Source organism: Novosphingobium soli (assembly GCF_042432915.1).
GTDB classification, from domain to species: domain Bacteria; phylum Pseudomonadota; class Alphaproteobacteria; order Sphingomonadales; family Sphingomonadaceae; genus Novosphingobium; species Novosphingobium soli.
Genome location: NZ_JBHLWK010000035.1, coordinates 1 through 20,821 on the forward strand (window position 1 = coordinate 1; position 20,821 = coordinate 20,821).

Genomic DNA, 20,821 nt, shown 5'->3' on the forward strand with positions numbered 1-20,821 from the left:
GCGAAGCCGCCTGATCCGCGGTTCTCACCGGATGCTTACTCCCCGCCTTGCCGAGCAGCGTGAAGATCAACGGCACGCCGATGCCGCGCCATTCAACACAAATCATCAGGATGTTGATCTCGGTCTTGCCCAGTTTCCAGTTGGTGCGGTCGATCGCCAGCGTCCAGGGCTTGCCGGCAAGTCCCAAAAACCCGACCACGATCCGCGCGCCAATTTCGGCATCGAGCCGCACGAACTGGAAGAAGCGATAGAAGCGCCGCCGCACGCTGGCCAGGTCCGCCTCGCTCGCAACATGCGCCGCCAGCCGCCACAGCGACACCGTGCCCAAACGCACGATCAGCACAACCAGCCAGCCGAGCGTTTCATGTCTTGTCCGCGACACCGATAAGTGCTTGGCTGTCGCTTCGGATAAGGCGTTGGAGAATAGTGATTTGCATCGGGCGATCCTTTCGCAGCTAACGAAGAATCGCTTTTGTGAATCACTTCAACGCCTTATCCAACCCCTGACGCCAAGCGTCGAGTACTGTGAGTAAACTCACTCTGCTACAACGCAGCATTATCTACTTAGACGGAAGTTTGAGGTGACGCCCCAAGGAAATCATTACCCCATCTCCCAAATAGAGAGAATGCTCCGAAGCACTGTTACAAAGGCCAAGGGCTGATCGAGCATCAGATGGTGGCGTGCTTCCGGTATGGCGATCATCACAATGTCGTTTCCGCCCAGTTCACGGACGTAGGCGACGGATTCCCGAGTGAAGAGCTGGCTCTTGCCGCCGTGCACAATTGCCTTGCGACCCGGCGCTTGCACCAGACGCTCCCCCATGGTGAGCCATTCTCCGGGTTTGTTACTTCTCCGGAAGACTTCGGGTGAGAACTTCCACGTCCAATCGTCTCCTTCGCGCCGCAGGGAATGATACGCCATGTAGTCCAAAAGGAACGGCTCCCCGACCAGCTGGGGTGGGGAAAGGACGTATCGCGCGCGCGCCGCTTCATAGCTAGGATAGCGCTTGTTAGGCTTATCTGGGTCACCAGATCCAGGGCTTGACTGACTGAGTTTCCAGTATTCTTCGAGGAGCTCGGGCCGCATGATTATAAGATCGCAAACTACCACTCCGGAGAATGCCTCGGGCGACTGGGTCACAGCTGTCAGCGCTGCGCTCGAACCGAAACTGTGCGCAACAATCGTTGGTTTTTGGCCATTAGAGAACATGTCGAGCGCCTCGGCGATCTCGCGGAACTCACGCCCTCTTGCTGCGATGTCGGCTTGCCCGCGCATTTCGCTGTCGCCCATGCCGGCAAGATCGAACGCCACCACGTCATAATCTTCGGCAAGAAATGGTGCAATGAAGGCAAAGCAACGTGAATGGGCAAGAAGGCCGTGCGTCATCAACACCTTTGGCTTGTCACGGTCGCCCCAGCGGAAATAGTGCGCCCTGGCGCCATCGATCTCCGCATAGCCCTCTTCCCGCGGCACTTTCAGCGCGGATACAAACCATTCGGGCAGTTGCGAACCATCGCCAGCCCAAACAGGATCGATGTCCGTCGGAAGCTCTTTTATCATTGCTTTGTCATTCATTGCGTTGCGGATTCCTTACCCGGGAATTCAATCCCTACGTGAGTCAGCATCACAGGAGGTTGGTATAACCCGGCCACCTCTGTGGTTTGGCACTTGGAGCGGGCTTCGAGGGACGTCAAGCCATAAACCATACGCATGAGTATTGACGTAAGCCTTCAATTTTCATAAGGGTGTCATTAGTCTCCCCAGAGACAGAATATATCAGGAGAGTAAGTGGGATGAGCTGCGGATCTGTCGAGCAGTTACTCTATGACGTGAGTACGTCGCGTAGCCGCCGGGAGGCGTTCTGCCAGAATCCCAAGGAGGCGGTAGGCAAATACGCGCTCACCGACCCAGAACAAAATATGGTCGTGGGCCTTAATGTCGAAGACCTGTTTGAATATGGCATAAATCCGATGCTCTTGATGGGTTTCTGGACCAGTGTGCGTGGGCCACAGTCGATGCCCGAATATCTTGCTCGAGTTCCCGATCTTGCATCCCGCTTAGAAGCCTCGTCTGGCTGATTGGGTAATTCACTGCCCTTCTCAAGCCTGAGCAAATTGGACCGCGAAAGAGAGTTGTCAGATGGCGGAAATTGTTAGCGGCTATATAATGCCGCATGATCCCTTGCTGTTCATAAATCCGCATAAGAAGGAGCGAGACTATCTGCTCGGCGCTTACAAGAAAATACGTGATAAGGTGGAGGCGCTGGGGGCGACAAGGGCGATAATATTCGGAGCGGACCATTACATTCTTTTCAGCCCCCGCTGCCTTCCGCAATTTCTCATTGCCACAGGCGAGTTGCATGGCCCGATTGAGAGGTTGCCTGGAGTTCCGAACTCACCGATCGCCAGCGATCCGGATTTCGCTCGTATGCTCGTGGATTTCGCCCACGGTAGCGGGTTCGACGTAGCGGTCTCTCGCGATCTTGGTGTTGATCATGCCATAGGCGTGCCGGCCCAGCTTGCCTTACCGACAGACGGATCCGTCAAGACCGTTCCCGTCTACATGGCCAGCGGGGTTGAGCCGTATGTTCGTCTTCAACGTGCGTATGAATTCGGACAGATGGTGCGCGAAGCAGTCGCCGCCATGTCAACCGACGACCGGATTGTGCTGATCGGCAGCGGAGGCATAAGCCATTGGGTCGGCACGGGCGAGATGGGACGGATCAATCCCCAATTCGATAAGAAGGTTCTCGATGCGATCCAGTCCGGTGATCCTTCGACGCTTCTGGCGATGACTGACCAGGAAATCATGCGTGACGGTGGGAACGGCGGGATGGAAATCCGCCATTACCTCGCCGTGATGGGTGCGCTTCCCGCAGGGGCGGGCGAGGTGCTGGCCTACGAGGCTTGGCCGGGCGGTGTAACTGGAATGGGGTTCGCGGAAATCCTGCCAGCGGCTTGAGATTAGAAGCGCAATCAACTTGAACGGGAGAATGGGGTGCCAAAACTAGTCAAAGAAACGGCCGACCGGGAAGAATTGGGTTCTAAAGTAAGCGCTTGGGTCAGCGTAGGCGACGGTGCGCTTGATCGCCGGATTTTCTGGCAGGAGGATATCTATGCGCTCGAACTGGAACGAATCTTTGCCAGATGCTGGATCTTCGTTGCCCATGATTCTCAATTGCCTGAGGTTGGGGATTTCCTGACAAGCACGATAGGTGAGGATGCGGTCATTGTCTCCCGCGGGGAAGACGGCAACATTCACACCTTCCTCAATTCTTGTTCTCATCGAGGGAACCGTGTGTGCTTTGCTGAGGTAGGTAGCGCCCGCCGGTTCACCTGCAATTTTCATGGGTGGTCTTACGGCCTAGACGGCAGCCTGAAGAGCGTGAGCCGACCACAATCCTACGATGGGAATGCCAATTTCGACAAGGCCCGGCTCGGTCTTCACCGGGCCCGTGTAGAAAATTACAAGGGTATGAATTTTGCCTGCTTCGATCCCGATGCGCCATCCCTTGAAGAATATCTAGGTGAATTCCGCTGGTATCTCGATGTTATTCTAGACAATGACGAAGGAGGTATCGAGTTTATTGACGGCAACATCAAATCCCGTCTCAAATGCAATTGGAAGTTCCCCGCAGAAAACTTTGTGGGCGATTCCTACCATGCACCCTGGACCCACAGTTCAGCCTTGATCGCTATGTTCGGCAAACAGCCGACCATGCGCCCTGATCGCTCTTATCACGCTAACGTCAACGGCCATGGATGGGAGTTCGGACTGGATTTCATCGGTAACGCTGCAACCCTCAACTCGCCGCAGATCATTGAGTATCTTCGTGAACAAGAAGTCAAGTTTGCTGAAAGACTGGGGAAGATCCGCAGCAGGATGGTGGGTGCGCTCAGTTCGGCCAACGTATTTCCCAACCTGTCCTTTCTGGCAGGGCATAACACCTTTCGGACCTGGAACCCGAAGGGACCCAGCGAAACTGAGCTTCACACATGGGTGTTTCTGAATGCCAATGCCCCGCAGGAACTGAAGGATGAGTATCGGCGCGGAGTGATGCTGACCTTTTCTCCAGCCGGTGTCTTCGAGATGGATGACGGAGAGAACTTCGAAAATTGCACTTCGGTCAACGCAGGCGTCGTGACTCGACGACAAAAGCTTCACGTTGGAATGGGGCTAAATTCAAAGATTGACCATAATGAACTTAAAGGGAACGTTTACCAGAGCCAGATCAACGAGGCAAACCAGCGCGCATTCTATCAGCGTTGGGCAGACTTGATGGGTGCAGAAAATTGGGCCGATGTGCCCATCCGCTGAGTATCAATTAGAGGTGAACGTGACTCAACCTGATCAAATCGAACTTTGCGATAGTCCCGAAGTTCCAATCGTTTTGCTGTTCGAGATTCAGCAGTTCCTGTATCGAGAGGCCCGTCTTCTCGATGGCGAACAATATGATGAATGGCTGAATTTGCTAGCAGATGATATCCATTACTGGGTTCCTGGCGTGCAGGCTCGCTATAGGAAGGATAACACGAAATTCAGCCTTGGCCGCATGGCATTTTTTGACGATGATCTCGAATATCTCAAGATTCGAGTTGCCCGTGCGAAGCAGCCGTCTGCTTGGGCCGAAGATCCTCCGACGAGGCACTTCCATCTAGTGGGCAACATAGAGGTGGAAAAGACCGAGAATCCCGCCGAGTGGACGGTACATTCTGTCATTCTGAACAACCGAAATCGAGCTGAGGATGATGAAATGGAGCTCAAGGCTCGCCGAGTTGATCTGATCAGGCGAGATAAAGATGGTTACCTCAAATTGGCAAGGCGCAAGGTATTCTTACAGAATACAGTATTACAGGCAAAAAACATAAATACGTTTCTTTGATCGTATTGATATCAGCTCCATTTTCTTCCCCAGAATGGGACTTGAGCAGAATCCGATCACTTTTCTGTCGTAGCTGTGTTATTCGGTGAACGCTTCATGCGGGCCATGGCGACCTGATGTTCAACCGCCACCCCACCACGAAATTCCTGACAGTCCCCTTTAGAGCGGTCGAAAACCGCTTTAACAGGCTGCTGAAAAAGGGCTTGGCTATTGCACTGTGAGATGATTCATCGTGGCAGGACGCGATGAACGGGGCCGGTGGATGGGCGGGACGGACGAACGATCGGGCAAGTTTTTTTCCTACGTCGATCTGGAGCAGCGCGTGCCGGCGCGCCATCCGCTTCGTGCGATCCGTGGGCTGGTGAACGAGGCGCTGGCCGACATCGGGCCGGAGAAGCTGTTGCGGGCGCTGCTGTTACAGATGTTCCACGGCGTCCGCTCCGAGCGGCAGATGATGGAGCGGCTCGACTTCGACCTGTCGTTCCGCTGGTTCGTCGGGCTCGGCATCGACGATTCGGTGTGGGACGCGTCGACCTTTTCGAAGAACCGTGAGCGCTTGCTGGACGGCGAGATCGCGGCGCGCTTCCTGTCGGCGATCCTGGCACGCCCGCAGGTGAAGCGGCTGCTGTCGACCGAGCATTTCTCGGTGGACGGTACGCTGATCGAGGCATGGTGCAGCATGAAGAGCTTTCGTCCCAAGGCGGAGGCCGGGGCCGACGAACCGCCCGCCGACGGCCCGGGTGGGCGAAACGGCGAAGTCGACTTCCGCGGCACCAGGCGCAGCAACGATACCCATGCCTCGACCACCGATCCGGACGCGCGCCTGTATCGCAAGAGCCCGGGGGCAGGCGCCAAGCTGTGCTACATGGGGCACGTCCTGATGGAGAACCGCAACGGACTCGCGGTCGATGCCGAGACGACGCGGGTGGCAGGCTTTGCAGAACGACTGACTGCGGTCGCGATGCTCGACGATGTCGAGCGCCCGGACGCGCGCCGGATCACGCTGGCGGCCGACCGGGCATACGACACGAGCGACTTCGTCGACGAGCTGCGGGAGCGCCGCGTTACCCCGCACGTCGCCCAGAATGTGAGCGGCCGGCGTTCCGCCATCGACGGTCGCACGGCACGCCATCCAGGGTATCGCGCAAGTATCCGCATCCGCAAACGGATCGAGGAGGTGTTCGGCTGGGTGAAGTACGCTGCCGGGCAAGGCAAGACCCGGTTCCGGGGGCTGGCCCGGGGACGCTTCGCCTTCACATTGACCATCGCTGCCTACAACCTGGTCCGACTTCCCAAGCTGCTGGAGACAGGGTGATGGTCGTGAGCGCTACCCTCATTGGCAAATGGCGGATTGTGGCCAGCGGAGCCTGGCCGCGCGACCATCTCGACCTGTGCGGCCCCGCTTTCCTGCGCATCGACGCCGATGGCACCGGCGAAATGGCGTTCGGGGCGCTCTGCGCCTCGGTGGACGGCGGGTTCACCCCCAGCGGGGTCGACTTCGACTGGAATGGTGCCGATGAGGGCGACCAGGTGACCGAAACCGGTTGGGCCGACCTGCGCGACGATGGATGGCTCGAAGGCGAAATCGCCTACGACAATGGCGACGACACCTCCTTCATCGCCAAACCGTGGGATTTTTCAGCAGCCTGCTAAAGAGCCGATCCACATGGCTGATCAGCTCTACCATGCCAATACTACCTTGCCGACTGTATTTCGCGTTCCTAAGTCCTTGATCGCCTCTATTAATTCGCTAATCGGGCGGACCTGCTGGATCAGAGGACTGATCTTGCCGTCAGCACACCGGCCAACCAAATCCTGCTGTATTGTAGCGATTTCCTCTGGATTGCGGTCAAAGCTCCAGTAAACGCCATGCACACTGGCCGATTTCACCAGCATGTAGTTCGCTTTCAAGGCCGGTATCTCGCCACTGGCAAAGCCACACACGAGCAACTGCCCCCGCCATCCCAAAAGGCGTAAACTTCGCTCCGAAGTTTGTCCTCCTACCGGATCGAGAATAATATCGACGCCTTGCGGCGCCAACGCTTTAACCTCGTCGTGCCAATCCGGCTGGCGGTAATCGATCACGTGTTCAGCGCCATTCTCGCGTGCTATCCGACGCTTGTCCTCCGATCCTGCCGTTGCGATGATACGAGCCCCGGCGGAGCGGGCCAGTTGCGTTGCAGCGATGCCAAGCCCACCTGCGGCGGCATGAATCAGAATTGTCTGTCCGGCGGTCAGATTGGCTTTCTGGAACAATGCTACATGAGCTGTCGTGTAGGAAACAGGGAGCGCGGCAGCGATCGGGGCGGGCAAATCGCCGATGGCCATTAATCGGTGCGAGGGAACCGCGCAATATTCCGCGAATGCCCCGCTGCGAACTTGGCACGCCACTCTATCGCCGATTTGAAACCGGGAACTACCACTTGTTTGAACCACGGTTCCGGCAAATTCATTACCAGGCACAAACGGAGGCTCGATGCGGTCCTGATAGCGGCCTGCAATCGCTATCTCGTCTGCAAAATTCAGCCCGACAGCCTCGATTTTCACCAGCGTATCAACCGGTTCCGCGCCACCTTCGCGCAAGGATGGAACCGGGATCCGGTCGAGAACAAGATCCTCCGGCTTGCCGTATTGCTTGATTACCCATGCCCGCATTGTCATCGCTTCGACCGTTCCCTTGCAAAGTATCCATTCGTATGAGTATGGGGGGAAGGGAGTCCTGACAAGCAGCAAAGTGTAGAGGATGGCTTGATGACAGCCGACAAGAATAGACCGGTCTGGGTAACGCATTACCCTTCTACCGCGCGCGATCTCTCGCCGCCCGAACCGCGTGCGCTGACTGCGCTGCTTGATGAGGCAGCGCAGTCCTTTCCCGAAAGGCCCTGCCTCACGCTGGAGGATTGGACGCTCACTTACGGTGACGTTGCTCTGCTTGCATCTCGCCTTGGCGCGGGCCTAGCGCAGATGGGTGTTATGCCTGGGGATCGGATCGGGTATATGGGGCCGCCTCACCCCCTGTTCACGCTTAGCTGTTTCGCGATGTGGAATATCGGTGCGGTATATGTCGGGCTTAATCCCTTATACAGCGCCGAACGGCTGGCTGGACAATGTATCGACAGCGGTCTCAAGGCGATCATCACGCTTGATGAGCCCCGTTTACTGGCAAAGGCGCATCATATTCGCGAATTGATCGTGCAGCCAGTCTCCTTTCTGGTAGGTTCCTTCAGGAAGGACCCGCGCGAGGCGACCCACCCAAACGAACCGTTAGGGCAAGGTGAGGTATGGCTCATTGCCGACTTGCTGGCTGCTGATGGGGCGGTAGAGCGGGCGACCTTCGATCCCGCGACTCAACCGGCTGTGCTGCAGTTCACAGGTGGCACTACCGGCACACCCAAAGCAGCAGTACTCACCCATTTCAACTTATTGACCAATGCTGCCCAGATGGTCAGTTGGTATCCCCAGTTGAAGCCCGGCAGGGAGGTCATGCTTTCCGCTGCACCGGTGACTCATGCGGGCGGCATCGGCCCGGTCCAGAATTTTACCGTCCAGTTGGCGGGAGAGCTTGTATCGCTGCCGCGCTTTGATCCGATGAAGACGCTCGACCTGATCGAGGAGCGGAAGATCACCATTCTGCTGATGGCGCCAACGATGGCCATCGCCTTGCTTGAAGCGGCTCGGGAGCGACCGATCGACTGGTCCGGTGTGAAGTGCATCCAATGCGGTGCCGGTCCCGTACCGGCAGAGCTGAAGGTCCGGTTCCTGCGGAACACAGGGCACTGGATCACTACTCTCTACGGGATGAGCGAAACTGCCCCTGCCGTCGTCTATTCACCGTCTGACCGGACGCTCGCAGAATATACGGGTGTACCGTTGCCGTTCACGGAGGTCGAGATTCGCAAGGTCGATGATCCGCATCAACGTGCGGCAGCGGGTGAGGTAGGAGAAATCTGCCTTCGCGGCCCGCAAGTGATGAAGGGATACTGGCGCAATCAGGAAGCTACCAGCAAAGCATTTGTCGATGGCTTCTTCCGCAGCGGCGATCTGGGTTCGATGAGCGAAGACGGACTAGTCACCGTCAGCGACAGGCTCAAGGACATTATAATTGCCGGTGGGTACAATATTTATCCCGCCGACGTGGAAAACGCGATACTTGGCCATCCCGCTGTGCGCGAAGCGGCGGTTATCGGAGTGCCTGACGAATACCGGGGCGAAACCGCAAAGGCGATTGTGAGCCTTCGTGAAGGCGAGGAGCTTGATCTCGAGAAGCTCAAGACGTTTCTCTCCAGTCGCCTGTCGCCAATGGAAATTCCCACGATCCTGTCCATCGTCGATGAAATACCGCGCAATGAGAACATGAAGATTTCGCGGATGGACCTGCGCGAGCGCGACGCGCTTGACTCAGGCTAGTCTAGCATGCGTGAGCGTCTGCCTTTGCCTTGAAGCGATACGCCCGATGTGCCCACATGGCACGGCATGTGCAGGGCTAAGGAAGGACCGGACGGTGAACTGCAGCGCCGCCCGGTCTGCCTGGTGTCATGTTCCAGACTAGATCAGTTCGCGTGCCTTTGCCATCGAAAGAGCCGTGTCCTCGATCATGTCTTCCTGACCACCGATCATCTTCTTGCGCGCCAGTTCCATGAGGATGTCGCGAGCAGAGAGGCCGTATTTGCTTTCCGCTTCTTTGGCCTTGTACAGGAATGTAGAATAAACCCCGGCAAAGCCTAGCGTGATGGAATCCCGATCCGCCCTTGGCGGCTTTGGCATGATCGGTAAGACCCGATCTTCCGCAACATCCATCAGTTTGAACAAGTCGACACCAGTCTCGATCCCCAGTCGTTCGCTAACGGCAGCCATCAGTTCCAGCGGCGTATTGCCAGCTCCCGCACCAAGCCCGGCAGCCGAACCGTCAATCCGGCTTGCACCGGCGGCAACAGCGGCCAGCGAATTGGCAACTCCCATTCCAAGGTTGTGGTGGGCATGAAAACCGATCTCTGTCTCATCTTGTAAGGTCGCGCGCAATCCGGCGATGCGGATGGTGACGTCATCCGGCAGCATATAGCCGGCCGAATCCACGCAGTAGATCGTCTGTGCCCCGTAGCCTTCCATCAGCAGCGCCTGTTCGAGCAAGTGCTCGGGTGTGGTCATGTGTGCCATCATCAGGAAGCCGACGGTATCCAAGCCCAATTCCCGCCCCAGACCGATATGCTGTTCGGTTACATCCGCTTCGGTGCAATGGGAAGCAACGTGAACGCAGGTCGCCCCGCAGTCTGCCGCCATGCGCAACTCATCGAGCGTGCCGATGCCGGGGACATGCAGGACCGAAATAGCTGCATTTTTCACATGCTTGGCCACCGCCATGATATACTCGCGATCGGAATGTAGGCCTCGACCGTAGTTGAGAGATGATCCCCCCAGCCCGTCGCCATGGGTGACCTGAATCAACGGCACTCCCGCTTCGTCGAGTCCCGAGGCTATCTCGATCATCTGTTCCAGAGTTATCTGATGGCGCATCGAATGCATACCATCGCGCAGACACATGTCGTGCAACTTGACCTTTCGGCCCTTGACCTTTTCTCCTAGGGTCATCATGCGTTCTCCTTAACTGGTTCCAACTTAAGTCGACCGGCTAATATGTCCCGCGCGAACATCTCGGCGGTGCGAGCGCCAGCTGCGGTCATTATGTCGAGATTGCCAGCGTATTTTGGAAGAAAATCACCTAATCCCTCGACCTCGAGAAAAATCGATACCTTGCGACCTTCGAAGGTCGGCCCGTTTTTCAATTTGTAGCCGGGCACATACTCCTGAACCGTGGCGATCATCTCGTGCACCGAAGCAGTGATGGCTGCCTGGTCGGGTTCATCGACAGTTTCGCAATAGACGGTATCGCGCATCATTAGAGGCGGCTCCGCCGGATTCACGATCACGATCGCCTTGCCTTGCGCAGCACCGCCGACTTTCGCCACCGCCGCCGAGGTGGTGCGAGTGAACTCGTCGATATTTTTGCGCGTGCCCACCCCAATAGACTTCGACGCGACAGTGGCAATGATTTCCGCATAGGCCACTTTCTGAATCTTGCTGACGGCAGCAACCATGGGGATCGTTGCCTGTCCGGCACAAGTGACCATATTGACATTCATGGCCTGGCGACCGGCAAGGTCCTTCAGATTGACCGGGGGGACACATAGCGGGCCGATGGCAGCGGGGGTAAGATCGATAACCAGAACGCCCAGCTCATTGAGCTTGCGACTGTTCTCGGGATGAACATAGGCCGAGGTCGCATCGAAGGCGATCTGCACTCTATCAGCGATCACATGGGGAACCAGCCCGTCAACACCCTCCGATGTTGTCTTGAGGCCAAGAGTGTTCGCGCGTGCAAGACCTTCGGAACCAGGCTCGATACCGACCATCCAGACGGGTTCTAGAACCTCGGAACGCAGTAATTTATAGAGAAGATCGGTGCCGATATTTCCCGGCCCGATTATTGCGCATTTGATTTTATCCATCTGGTCCTCTTTCTTGTAAATGGATTCTGCCGGGAATCACATCATAGTCTAATGGGCCCGCCTTTTCGGGGGGGGGATGAATAGGACTACTCGAACGTGAGGCGGCACGTTCCCAGCCCGTCGCTGAGACTGAGCAATAAGACGTCACCGGCGGTTATTTCGATCATCGGACCGAGCGCCCCGGAAAGGATTATCTCGCCTGCCTTGAAAGGCAGGCCGAGATCACCCAGGGTATTGGCAAGCCATGCAACCGAGTTGAGCGGCGAACCCTGGACAGCAGCCCCTACGCCGTTGGCAGCTTCAATTCCGTTGCGCTCGATCTTCATTTTCACGCCAGCAAGATCGATGTCCCTCGGATCGACCCGGTCCGAGCCTAACGCGAAGATGCCGCACGAGGCATTGTCGGCAACCGTGTCCTGGATTCTGATGTCCCAGTTGCCGATGCGGCTGTCCACGATCTCGAAACAGGCGGTGACATAGTCGGTCGCTTCCAGGACATCGGCTGCAGTCACCCCTGGCCCGACCAGATCCCGCTTCAGGCGGAAGGCGATCTCGCCCTCGGCCTTGGGCTGAATGAGAGTTGCGAGATCGACAGTTGCCCCATCGGGGACCAGCATTGCATCGGTCAATTGACCAAAATCGGGTTCATAGACCCCGATCATTTCCTGCACCACCTTCGAAGTAACCCCGATTTTCTTGCCGATGATCTTTTCGCCCGCATTTAGACGCCGTGCAATCATGCGCTCCTGAACCCGATAGGCATCGATGACATCCATCTGCGGATTACGGTCCCGAAGATTGGGGATCGTCGCACCTGCAACAAGAGCGTCGTAGAGCTCATCGCCAAGCGACGTGATTTCAGAAATTTCGATTGCCATTTCTAATACCTCACCGGATTATTCTGTATTTCCAAAATTTTTCTATGAATTCATTTTTTCCGTCACGACTGGTAGAAGCCCCATCAAGATTTGAATGGGTTCGCGAGCCTTCCGCCGCCTATCCCACATTGCCTTGCTTCGCCTGTATCGGCCACCCTTGACAGGCAAGCTTTTCGGGATAGATTCTCACTCAATGAGAGGTCGCGCCGGAATGAGGGACGAAACCGGTACATCGGTTGCCGAGCGATTGCTCGATTTGCTAGAATGTCTTTCGTCTGCGCCTCTGACGGTGAGGGCAATATCCGAAAAGTCGGGAATTCCTATATCGACGGTTCACCGCCTCGTTCGGCTACTTCTGTCGCGGAAATATTTGGTGCGGCAGGATCGTGGTCGCTATGGCCTTGGTTTGGCAAGTGTGGAACTCTCGTCACGCGCGGATCTCGATGCCATCCTTACTAGCACAACCCGGCCGGTCATCGCCAATCTGGCCAGGAATTGCAGCCGCACTGCACATCTGGGTGTTTTCCAGAACAATCTTGTCCGGTATCTGGTCAGGGTCGAGGCTGGGTATTCACGCCCGCCATCGCGCGAGATGACCGAGCTTGAGGCCTATTGCACTGCGATCGGGAAGGTCCTTCTCGCCCAGCTTTCTCCCGAGCAACTTGACGAATACCTGGTCCCGGGGGATTTCGTTTCCCTCACGGAGAATACCATCTCGCAGCCCGGTTGTCTGAGAACAGAGTTAGAGGCGGTTCGCAATCAGGGCTGGGCGATCGACCGGGGCGAAATGTATCCCGAACTGTGCTGCCTCGCTGTACCGATACAGGACCGGACTGGCCGGGTCATCGCGGCAGTATCCGTCACTGACACATGTAAACATGAAAGACTGAGCGAGGTAGAAGATAGATTGCTCAAGCTGCTGCCACGCATCAATGCAGCAGCAGAGGAAATTTCCACTTTACTGCGGTTTCCTTAAAGAGAATTTCTACCAAGCATATCTGAATTTTTACCGACATACTTATCTCATTATCGTGCTGAGCCCAGCATCGTTTATCAGGATCGTTCCGTTGATGTTCTTGCCATCACGCCTCGATGCAAGCAGGACATAGCATCCAGCTTGATCTTCGGCAGCTGCGGCTCGTCCGAGGGGAGATGCCTTCGCGACCATCTCGACGGTCCTGCCCTCTGCATCCAGCCGCCGCGTCGAGCTGTCCAGCGCATCAAGCCCCGAAAGACCGGTCACCGTTCCTCCGGGAGCGACACCATTCACCCGAACATGGGGTGCCCATTCATAGGCCAGCTGGTACACCACGCCACGCAACGCAAACTTGCTTGCGGTGTACAATGTCCCCCCGCCGCCGGCCCGGAAGCTGGCATTGGAACAGCTCACGATGAAGGAGCCACCCGATTCCCGCAGTGCCTCGGCAGAGGAACGTGCAATCAGCAAGGTGGATAGAACGTTAATGCGAAACATCTCTTCAAACGCAGCTTCCAGATCGGCTGGGGACATTCTATCTATGCGCTTGTACCAGTCATAAACGCCCGCATTTGCGATCACGCAATCAAGTTTTCCGAATTTTTCCAGCGCCAGTGCGACACCGCTATCACAAATAACTGAATCCCTGCAATCGCCCATCACAACTGCGCAACGATCGCCTAGGCGATCTGCAAGCTCGGCAAGTGCATCCGTATTGCGATCTAGCGCTACAACATTTGCCCCTTCTTCCGCGAACCGGAGTGCCACGGCCTCGCCAATGCCTGACGCCGCACCTGTGATCAGTGCAGTTTGTCCCGAAAGATTCCCAGCCATTTCTCATCCTCTAACTTTTATTGCATGCTAAATACGGCACCATACTCTTACGTATTGACATTGCACGCCTCTCCTAGCAACAGGAAACCATAACATTGACACATTGCTGAGTCTGGAGAGAGAAGCATGCCCGATAACGCGGTGCTCCCCGATATAGGGGTTTCGATGGATGTCGGCGGAATTAAGACGAATTATCATGAAATCGGTGAAGGCGACCCAGTGATTCTTCTTCACGGTTCCGGTCCGGGAGTCACAGCTTGGCAGAACTGGCACAAGATACTGCCTCGCCTGGGCGAAACGCATCACGTTCTGGCCCTGGATGTCGTGGGGTTTGGCTTCAGTCCGCTTCCCGAAGGTGAAAAGCCAGGCATCAAGCTGTGGACCAAGCATCTGGCTGATTTCATCGATGCCATGGGGCTAGATCGCGTGACCTTGATCGGCAACAGTTTTGGTGGCGCGCTTGCTCTAGGCATGATGGCTCATCACGCCCACAAAGTGCGCTCGCTCGTCCTGATGGGAACGCCGGCGGGCGAGTTCGAGCAGAGTCAGGGCTTGGCCAACAGCAGAAGTTTTGAACCCAGCCTAGATGCCATGAGGGCGATGCTGCGCGCCTTTCCCTACGATCCTTCGATCGTCACCGAAGAGGCTGTCGAGGCCCGGCTGCGGGTCGCCAAGATCGCCAGCGGGAAAGAAACCATCGAGAAACTGCAGCCCGGCGACGAGCAGGACGCGAAGGGTCCGCGGATTGTCAAGGGCATCCCCCTCCAGCAACTTGAGGCGATCGATGTGCCAGCGCTCATCCTGCATGGTCGGGAGGACAAGATGATCCCGCTGTCGGTTGCCGTCAGAATGCACGAACACCTCAAGAGGTCGGAAATGCACGTGTTTGGTCAATGCGGCCACTGGGTGCAATTGGAGCGCGAAGATCAGTTTCTTGACCAAGTTTGTGGTTTTCTCCGCAACAACTGACCCGGGGGGGGTAAGCAAGATGGGTTCCACCTTTCCCTACTCTGTTGCCGTTGGAAATGGTGCACAAATGCAGAAATCGAAAGCCAGGTTCGAGATACTCCGTCGCATCGAGGATGGCGATCCGGTCTTTTCCCGGAAGGATTATGCCGATGTCGTGACGATGTTCTGGGACACCGTGGAGGCATGTCCGGATCAAATAGCGCTTGTCGATGGCGACAGGAGGCTTTCCTATGCGCAGTTTGGCGCAGCGGTGGCCGGTCTTGCGGGCCGGATTGGTGAGAAAGTCACACCTTCAGCACGCGTCGCGATTTGCATGTCCAATTCGATCGAGGCAAATGTTGCCATTTTCGCGGCGCTGAGCGCCGGTGCAGAAATTTCGATTGTCAACGCAGGCTATACCTCGCGCGAGATTGACACACTGTTCAATATAGCCCCACCAGAACTCGTCCTGGCTGGTCAGAGCAATTCCGAGGTTGCGGGGGCTTCCGCCCGGAATGCCGAGGCACCTCTGATTATCGTCGGAGAGGGCGGGGTCTCCATCGACGCACTGCTCGATACCCCGCCGACAAGGCCGGACGTGGAGATAATGGGCGCCAGTCCGTGCATTATCATGTTTACCGGCGGATCGACCGGCGCACCCAAGGGGGTGCAGCGCGACCATCGGTCCGAAATGAGCGTCATCAAGGCGATGCACACTGCGTGGCCAACACGCCTGCAGGAAGAGGTGTGGCTCAATGTCGCCCCGGTAAGCCATGTATGGGGGATACACATGGGCTGCTTCAATCCGGTCTATGGCCGCTCGTGCCTCATAATTGTTCCCCGCTTTCACCCCGATCTGGTGGCAGGCTTGATGGAAAAGTATCGCGTCAGCGTATTCAGCGGCGGCCCCGCGGCGATCTATCAAGGTCTTCTCGCTGCGCCTGACACGGATATGTCGGCCCTGTGGCTTTGCCCCGGCGGTGGATCGGTCTTCTCACGGCAAACGCTATCGCGATGGGAGGCCAAAACCGGCCTGCCCATCCTTGAAGCATTCGGCATGACCGAAGGTGGCCCGCTGACGGCGCAGCCGCTCGACGGCACCCATCAATACGGCACGGCCGGGCTTCCCCTCCCGGGTATAGAAGTTGCCATTGTGGCTCTGGACGGTAGCGGTGAGCGGCTTTCCGCCAACGAGAATGGCGAGATATTTCTGCGCGGCGAAAGGGTGATTGACCGGTACATGGGGCTGCCGCCAGTGGCTGAGGATGGTTGGCTTCCGACGGGTGACATCGGCTTCCTCACACCGGACGGCTTTTTGACGGTAGTGGACCGCAAGAAGGACATGCTGATTGTAGGCGGGTTTAATGTTTATCCAAGCGAGATCGAGGAAGTCCTATCCCTAGTTCCCGAAGTTTCCGACGCGGCGGTGGTCTCCGTCCCGGACATCCGCAAAGGCGAGGCTCCGTTTGCCTTCGTGGCAGCTAGCCCGCAATCTGGGGTGGACGAGAAGTTCCTAATGGAACACTGCGCAAAAAACATGACAAAATACAAGATTCCGCGAAATATTGTCGTGCTTGATGAAATTCCTAAAACTCCTGCACGCAAGCCGGACAAGAAACGCCTTAAAGAAATGGCAAAAGAATTATTGGAATGACTGGGGAATTTTGGAATTTTGGAATTTTGGTTAGTTAATATATAAATTATTGGGAGGGAGGCAAAGTAAATGAAAATCAAACTTTTTAATAGTGCCGCACTGATGCCGTTCGTGCTTCTTCCTGCTGTGGCCCACGCGCAGGAAATCAGAACCGACCCAGCGTTAGATGCCACACAGGAAGTCAGCCAGCAGGCTGATCCTTCGAGCAGTGAGATTATCGTTACAGCGACCCGACGAGAAGCAAGCTTGCAGAAAGTTCCTGTCGCAGTGACTGCGGTCTCAAATCTGGCGCTGACGACCTCGGGTGTCGAGAACGTGCGTTCGCTTAACCTAGTCGCTCCCGGTTACAACGGGGGGCGGAATCAGAACGTGATGCAGCCCAGTATTCGCGGGGTTGGGTCGAACGGAACTTCGGTCGGCGACGAATCAAATGTCGCCGTCTATGTTGATGGTATCTATCAAGGCGATCCCTATTCGACGCAGATCGACCTTGTCGAAATCTCTCGAATAGAGGTTCTTCGCGGACCGCAGGGCACAGTTTTTGGTCGCAATGCGACAGGTGGTCTCGTCAACGTGGTGACCCCGGATCCGCAGTTCAATTCGCGAGGGCGAATCAAGGCGAGTGGCGCGCGTACGCGGGAACGCGCGAATAATTTCGACATCAGCGGCTATGTCACGGGCGGCTTGACCGACACGATTGCTGCCGATCTTGCGGTGCTCTATCGCAACCAGGACGGATACGCAGTCAACCTGTTCAAGGGCGGCACTGTTGGGGACAGAGAAACCATTTCGGTTCGCTCAAAGCTTCTGTTCCAGCCTAGCGACACGGCCAAGTTCGTTCTCACGGTCGGCTATGTCGACACCCATGAGGAAACGGCTGCTCTCGGTCAGCCATACAAAGGAAATACACTGGGAGCGAAGTTCGATGGAGCGATCGTGCCCAATAAACCATGGCAAGTATCTAACTTTGTCGCAGCCAGCGGAACAGCCGGATTGTCAGACTATACGCGGCTCGACCTCGCCCTTAAGGGGCAGTTGGATCTAGGGGGGGTCATCCTGGAATCTACTAGTTCCTATATGCGGACGCGCGTGAATCAAAACGCCGATTCCGACGGAACCAACCTTTTGCTCGGCGAAACCGATATGCGGGTCCGACCCGATACGTTTACCCAGGAGCTTCGCTTGGTTTCGGATAACAGCGGTCCTTTGAGTTGGACCGCCGGACTCTATTATTACGAATTGGAAGGTGAACAACCTCTTACCTTAATAAATCGCCAGGACCCGTCACTGCCTATTGTACCAACTAGGATGGAACCGAAGGTATCGACTGCATCCTATGCGGCCTTCGCCGAAGGTACTTATGAGCTTATGCCGAGATTTTCTATCACACTCGGTGGTCGTTTCACTACAGAGAAAAGAAAATTTTCTCAGCGTATCAATGGAAACCAGCTATTCACAGATGCGGAAAAGAAGTTTGACAAATTCACATACCGCGTTTCTTTGCAATATGAAGCCTCTCCGGATCTTAACATTTATGGTACTTACGGAACGGGCTTCAAAAGCGGTGTATTTAACACATTCAGTCCCTCCAGAGTTGCAGTGGACCCGGAAACGATCGAAGCATTCGAGTTCGGCATAAAATCTGAGCCACTATCTTGGTTGCGCGCAAACCTAGCGACCTTCTATTATAAATATGACGACATGCAGGTGACGGCACGAGGGGGCGACAACTCTTTCGTGTTGCAGAACGCTGCAAAAGCCAAGATCTATGGTGGCGAACTCGAGCTCACAACAGAACCCGTCACAGGCTTAAATCTGCGGTCTGCAATTGCTTACACGCATTCTGAGTATGATAAATTCACCAATGCCCAAGTTTTCATTCCTCGTCCGGGCGGCGGAAACTTGGTTTCCTCTGTCGATGCATCGGGCAATCAACTGATCCGCACTCCCGAGTTCACGTTAACCTTAGGCGGGCGCTACAGCTTCGATGCATTTGATGGAAAAGCATTCCTTGGTGGAAATATATTCCATTCAAGCCCAGTTTATTACGACTATCTTAATACGTTCAAGCAGGATTCCTATGAGCTTATCTCCAGTGAGATCGGTTGGACCACTCCGAATGATGATCTTACTTTCCGCATATTCGCCAAGAATCTGACTAATGAAGCTGTGGCCCAGCAAATTTCACCTGGACCGCTTGGGGCTTACATCATCTACGAACGTCCGCGTGAAGTAGGTGCGAGTGTAGAGATCAAGTTCTGATTGATATGCGGTGCAGGGTAATTTTTGTATCCTGCACCGCCACTCATCTACCGTACGCCACCTGACCTCCGAAAGTTCCCTCGGACTGGAATGTAGATTATGCTCACATACGCTCAGGTGCATAAGGAATATCTGGCCTGCTGCTGGTTTCGTAGGCACTAGGATAAGTGGCACCAAAAATGAGATCGTGTCCCACAGCGTGGTGTAGGTTCGCTGGGATAGCCACAGCGACCTCCGGCTAAGCCGTATTGATCATGCTGCCATGGCAGGCAACGTGATGATGGGATTATCGCTTAAACCTGAGACGCTCTCAAGTGTCATGTAGCGGCAGCGTTGGACGGCCCATTCGTCGTTCTGTTCCAGAAGGATAGCGCCGACGAGACGGGTAATCGCCTCTTCGTTGGGGAAGATGCCGACAACATCAGTACGCCGCTTGATCTCGCCATTGAGCCGCTCGATCGGATTGTTGCTGTGCAACTTCGTGCGGTGTTGGGCTGGGAAGGTCATGTAGGCCAGCACATCCTCCTCGGCGCTGTCCATCAGGGCAGCGAGTTTTGGCACGGTAGGGCGCAATTGATCGGCGACGGTACGCCATTGGGCCTTTGCGGCCTCTGGAGTTTCCTGGGCGAAAGCGGTGGCGATGAATGCCGACACGACCCGGCGTCCGCTCTTGCCGGCATGGGCCAGCGCATTGCGCATGAAATGAACCCGGCATCGCTGCCAGGTGGCGCTGAACACTTTGGCGACAGAAGCTTTTATGCCTTCATGGGAATCGGAGATCACCAGCTTCACGCCGCGCAGACCGCGACGGGCAAGGCTGCGTAGAAAGTCGGTCCAGAAGACCTCAGCTTCGGAATGACCGATCGCCATGCCGAGCACTTCGCGCCGGCCATCGCTGTTAACGCCAACGGCAATGATGACCGCGACAGAGACAATGCGACCGGCTCGCCGCACTTTGATGTAGGTCGCGTCCATCCAGAGATAGGGCCAGTCGCCTTCGATCGGACGATCGAGAAAGGCCTTCACCCGCTCGTCGATCTCCACGCACAGTCGGCTGACCTGGCTCTTTGAGATCCCACTCATGCCCATGGCTTTGACCAGATCGTCCACAGAGCGGGTCGAGATCCCCTGGATATAAGCTTCCTGGATGACGGCCGTCAGTGCCTTCTCTGCCATACGGCGGGGCTCCAGAAACCCTGGAAAATATGTTCCCTTGCGCAGCTTGGGGATCCGCAGCTCGACCGTGCCTGCCCGCGTCTCCCAGTCCCGATCCCGATAGCCGTTGCGCTGCGCGAGGCGCTCGGGATCCTTATCGCCATAGGCCGCGCCCGTAAGGTCGCCCACTTCCAGCTCCATCAGCCGCTGCGCGGCAAAGCCGATCATATCGCGTAGAAAATCGCCGTCGGCTGTCTTCCCAACCAGGGCGTGCAGGTCCATGTCAATCGGCGTCCAAACGGGACCCCCTATCGGCACGCAAAAGGGACCCCCTGTCAGGATGGCGGAACGTTGATGTGACGCACTCCCTTGCGCTGCGGGCGACGTAGGGAGGGCGTAGCCCGACCGGAGGCGCGCGCAGCGCAAAGCATCTTCTAATTGATGGCCGCTCGGGCGGATCAGCTTCGGTTTTTGAAGCGCCAGCTGTCATTACCGGTCTCGACAATATCGCAATGATGGGTGACGCGATCCAGAAGCGCGGTGGTCATCTTTGGATCGCCGAACACGGTGGGCCACTCGCCAAAGGCGAGGTTGGTGGTGATGATGACACTGGTCTGCTCATAGAGTTTGCTGATCAGGTGGAACAGCAACTGGCCGCCCGATCGGGCGAACGGCAGATAGCCCAGTTGTCGGTGCCGGACGTATTCTCCCCAAAAGTGCCGAATGAA

18 protein-coding genes and 2 pseudogenes are annotated in these 20,821 nt (G+C 56.2%); 11 read left to right on the forward strand and 9 right to left on the reverse strand.

Features of this window, described 5'->3' with window-relative positions; translation table 11 throughout:
* Positions 1-382 (reverse strand): annotated as a pseudogene (locus tag ACFFJC_RS19960) (hypothetical protein); the annotation flags it as partial.
* A gap of 219 nt (positions 383-601) precedes the next feature.
* Complete coding sequence (locus tag ACFFJC_RS19965; RefSeq protein ID WP_379489137.1) at positions 602-1,576, reverse strand: alpha/beta fold hydrolase; 975 nt, start codon at positions 1,574-1,576, stop codon at positions 602-604.
* A 218-nt stretch (positions 1,577-1,794) separates the two neighbouring features.
* Here ACFFJC_RS19965 and ACFFJC_RS19970 point away from each other — a divergent pair, with 218 nt between their 5' ends.
* The 6 genes from ACFFJC_RS19970 to ACFFJC_RS19995 all read left to right on the forward strand — a co-directional run bounded on the left by ACFFJC_RS19970 (position 1,795) and on the right by ACFFJC_RS19995 (position 6,536).
* Positions 1,795-2,079 carry a hypothetical protein gene (locus tag ACFFJC_RS19970; protein WP_169576862.1) on the forward strand — a complete coding sequence of 95 codons (285 nt, stop codon included), beginning with the start codon at positions 1,795-1,797 and terminating at the stop codon, positions 2,077-2,079.
* 61 nt (positions 2,080-2,140) lie between these two features.
* Positions 2,141-2,962 (forward strand): DODA-type extradiol aromatic ring-opening family dioxygenase, encoded by an 822-nt coding sequence (locus ACFFJC_RS19975; protein WP_169576863.1) that lies wholly within the window; start codon positions 2,141-2,143, stop codon positions 2,960-2,962.
* A 36-nt stretch (positions 2,963-2,998) separates the two neighbouring features.
* A complete protein-coding gene (locus ACFFJC_RS19980) occupies positions 2,999-4,318 on the forward strand; it encodes an aromatic ring-hydroxylating oxygenase subunit alpha (RefSeq protein WP_278373691.1) in 1,320 nt (439 codons plus the stop codon).
* Between the two features lie 19 nt (positions 4,319-4,337).
* A complete protein-coding gene (locus tag ACFFJC_RS19985; protein ID WP_206377602.1) occupies positions 4,338-4,883 on the forward strand; it encodes a 3-phenylpropionate/cinnamic acid dioxygenase subunit beta in 546 nt (181 codons plus the stop codon).
* 262 nt (positions 4,884-5,145) lie between these two features.
* A complete protein-coding gene (locus ACFFJC_RS19990) occupies positions 5,146-6,198 on the forward strand; it encodes an IS5 family transposase (RefSeq protein ID WP_379489138.1) in 1,053 nt (350 codons plus the stop codon).
* Positions 6,198-6,536: a hypothetical protein gene (locus ACFFJC_RS19995; protein WP_379489139.1), complete on the forward strand. Its 339-nt coding sequence runs from the start codon at positions 6,198-6,200 to the stop codon at positions 6,534-6,536. The genes ACFFJC_RS19990 and ACFFJC_RS19995 overlap by 1 nt, the downstream gene beginning before the upstream one ends.
* Positions 6,537-6,563: 27 nt before the next feature.
* On the opposite strand, the gene ACFFJC_RS20000 is transcribed toward ACFFJC_RS19995, so the two are convergent.
* Positions 6,564-7,544, reverse strand: coding sequence for an NADPH:quinone oxidoreductase family protein (locus tag ACFFJC_RS20000; protein WP_169576820.1), 981 nt, complete (start codon positions 7,542-7,544; stop codon positions 6,564-6,566).
* Between the two features lie 90 nt (positions 7,545-7,634).
* On the opposite strand from ACFFJC_RS20000, the gene ACFFJC_RS20005 reads away from it, so the two are divergent.
* Complete coding sequence (locus ACFFJC_RS20005) at positions 7,635-9,290, forward strand: class I adenylate-forming enzyme family protein (RefSeq protein ID WP_379489140.1); 1,656 nt, start codon at positions 7,635-7,637, stop codon at positions 9,288-9,290.
* 138 nt (positions 9,291-9,428) lie between these two features.
* Here the strand turns inward: ACFFJC_RS20005 and dmpG are convergent, their stop codons facing one another.
* From dmpG to ACFFJC_RS20020, 3 genes are all read right to left on the reverse strand, one after another.
* The gene (dmpG, locus tag ACFFJC_RS20010) at positions 9,429-10,469 is read right to left on the reverse strand and encodes a 4-hydroxy-2-oxovalerate aldolase (RefSeq protein WP_169576832.1); all 1,041 of its coding nucleotides are present in this window, start codon (positions 10,467-10,469) and stop codon (positions 9,429-9,431) included.
* Positions 10,469-11,386, reverse strand: coding sequence for an acetaldehyde dehydrogenase (acetylating) (locus ACFFJC_RS20015; RefSeq protein WP_169576818.1), 918 nt, complete (start codon positions 11,384-11,386; stop codon positions 10,469-10,471). The genes dmpG and ACFFJC_RS20015 overlap by 1 nt, the downstream gene beginning before the upstream one ends.
* 86 nt (positions 11,387-11,472) lie before the next feature.
* Positions 11,473-12,264, reverse strand: a complete 792-nt coding sequence (locus ACFFJC_RS20020) for a fumarylacetoacetate hydrolase family protein (protein WP_169576817.1) — start codon at positions 12,262-12,264, stop codon at positions 11,473-11,475.
* A gap of 211 nt (positions 12,265-12,475) precedes the next feature.
* Between ACFFJC_RS20020 and ACFFJC_RS20025 the strand changes: the two genes are divergently transcribed.
* Complete coding sequence (locus tag ACFFJC_RS20025) at positions 12,476-13,240, forward strand: IclR family transcriptional regulator (protein WP_379489141.1); 765 nt, start codon at positions 12,476-12,478, stop codon at positions 13,238-13,240.
* Positions 13,241-13,282: 42 nt separating this feature from the next.
* On the opposite strand, the gene ACFFJC_RS20030 is transcribed toward ACFFJC_RS20025, so the two are convergent.
* The gene (locus tag ACFFJC_RS20030; protein WP_169576815.1) at positions 13,283-14,074 is read right to left on the reverse strand and encodes an SDR family NAD(P)-dependent oxidoreductase; all 792 of its coding nucleotides are present in this window, start codon (positions 14,072-14,074) and stop codon (positions 13,283-13,285) included.
* 126 nt (positions 14,075-14,200) lie between these two features.
* Between ACFFJC_RS20030 and ACFFJC_RS20035 the strand changes: the two genes are divergently transcribed.
* The 3 genes from ACFFJC_RS20035 to ACFFJC_RS20045 all read left to right on the forward strand — a co-directional run bounded on the left by ACFFJC_RS20035 (position 14,201) and on the right by ACFFJC_RS20045 (position 18,938).
* Positions 14,201-15,043, forward strand: a complete 843-nt coding sequence (locus ACFFJC_RS20035; protein WP_169576814.1) for an alpha/beta fold hydrolase — start codon at positions 14,201-14,203, stop codon at positions 15,041-15,043.
* Positions 15,009-16,676, forward strand: a complete 1,668-nt coding sequence (locus ACFFJC_RS20040; RefSeq protein ID WP_379489142.1) for a class I adenylate-forming enzyme family protein — start codon at positions 15,009-15,011, stop codon at positions 16,674-16,676. The genes ACFFJC_RS20035 and ACFFJC_RS20040 overlap by 35 nt, the downstream gene beginning before the upstream one ends.
* Positions 16,677-16,745: 69 nt before the next feature.
* Positions 16,746-18,938 carry a TonB-dependent receptor gene (locus tag ACFFJC_RS20045; RefSeq protein WP_379489143.1) on the forward strand — a complete coding sequence of 731 codons (2,193 nt, stop codon included), beginning with the start codon at positions 16,746-16,748 and terminating at the stop codon, positions 18,936-18,938.
* A gap of 252 nt (positions 18,939-19,190) precedes the next feature.
* Here ACFFJC_RS20045 and ACFFJC_RS20050 read toward each other — a convergent pair whose 3' ends face one another.
* Together ACFFJC_RS20050 and ACFFJC_RS20055 are read right to left on the reverse strand one after the other, a co-directional pair.
* Positions 19,191-20,375 (reverse strand): IS256 family transposase, encoded by a 1,185-nt coding sequence (locus ACFFJC_RS20050; RefSeq protein WP_379489144.1) that lies wholly within the window; start codon positions 20,373-20,375, stop codon positions 19,191-19,193.
* Between the two features lie 176 nt (positions 20,376-20,551).
* Positions 20,552-20,782 (reverse strand): annotated as a pseudogene (locus ACFFJC_RS20055) (ATP-binding protein); the annotation flags it as partial.
* Between the last annotated feature and the right edge of the window lie 39 nt (positions 20,783-20,821).

Excerpts from the sequence above, each read along its gene's own strand:
- ACFFJC_RS19965 (WP_379489137.1), bottom strand. The coding sequence starts at position 1,576 with ATGAATGACAAAGCAATGATAAAAGAGCTTCCGACGGACATCGATCCT.
- ACFFJC_RS19970 (WP_169576862.1), top strand. The coding sequence starts at position 1,795 with ATGAGCTGCGGATCTGTCGAGCAGTTACTCTATGACGTGAGTACGTCG.
- ACFFJC_RS19975 (WP_169576863.1), top strand. The coding sequence starts at position 2,141 with ATGGCGGAAATTGTTAGCGGCTATATAATGCCGCATGATCCCTTGCTG.
- ACFFJC_RS19990 (WP_379489138.1), top strand. The coding sequence starts at position 5,146 with ATGGGCGGGACGGACGAACGATCGGGCAAGTTTTTTTCCTACGTCGAT.
- ACFFJC_RS19995 (WP_379489139.1), top strand. The coding sequence starts at position 6,198 with ATGGTCGTGAGCGCTACCCTCATTGGCAAATGGCGGATTGTGGCCAGC.
- ACFFJC_RS20000 (WP_169576820.1), bottom strand. The coding sequence starts at position 7,544 with ATGACAATGCGGGCATGGGTAATCAAGCAATACGGCAAGCCGGAGGAT.
- ACFFJC_RS20005 (WP_379489140.1), top strand. The coding sequence starts at position 7,635 with ATGACAGCCGACAAGAATAGACCGGTCTGGGTAACGCATTACCCTTCT.
- dmpG (WP_169576832.1), bottom strand. The coding sequence starts at position 10,469 with ATGACCCTAGGAGAAAAGGTCAAGGGCCGAAAGGTCAAGTTGCACGAC.
- ACFFJC_RS20015 (WP_169576818.1), bottom strand. The coding sequence starts at position 11,386 with ATGGATAAAATCAAATGCGCAATAATCGGGCCGGGAAATATCGGCACC.
- ACFFJC_RS20020 (WP_169576817.1), bottom strand. The coding sequence starts at position 12,264 with ATGGCAATCGAAATTTCTGAAATCACGTCGCTTGGCGATGAGCTCTAC.
- ACFFJC_RS20025 (WP_379489141.1), top strand. The coding sequence starts at position 12,476 with ATGAGGGACGAAACCGGTACATCGGTTGCCGAGCGATTGCTCGATTTG.
- ACFFJC_RS20030 (WP_169576815.1), bottom strand. The coding sequence starts at position 14,074 with ATGGCTGGGAATCTTTCGGGACAAACTGCACTGATCACAGGTGCGGCG.
- ACFFJC_RS20035 (WP_169576814.1), top strand. The coding sequence starts at position 14,201 with ATGCCCGATAACGCGGTGCTCCCCGATATAGGGGTTTCGATGGATGTC.
- ACFFJC_RS20045 (WP_379489143.1), top strand. The coding sequence starts at position 16,746 with ATGAAAATCAAACTTTTTAATAGTGCCGCACTGATGCCGTTCGTGCTT.
- ACFFJC_RS20050 (WP_379489144.1), bottom strand. The coding sequence starts at position 20,375 with ATGGACCTGCACGCCCTGGTTGGGAAGACAGCCGACGGCGATTTTCTA.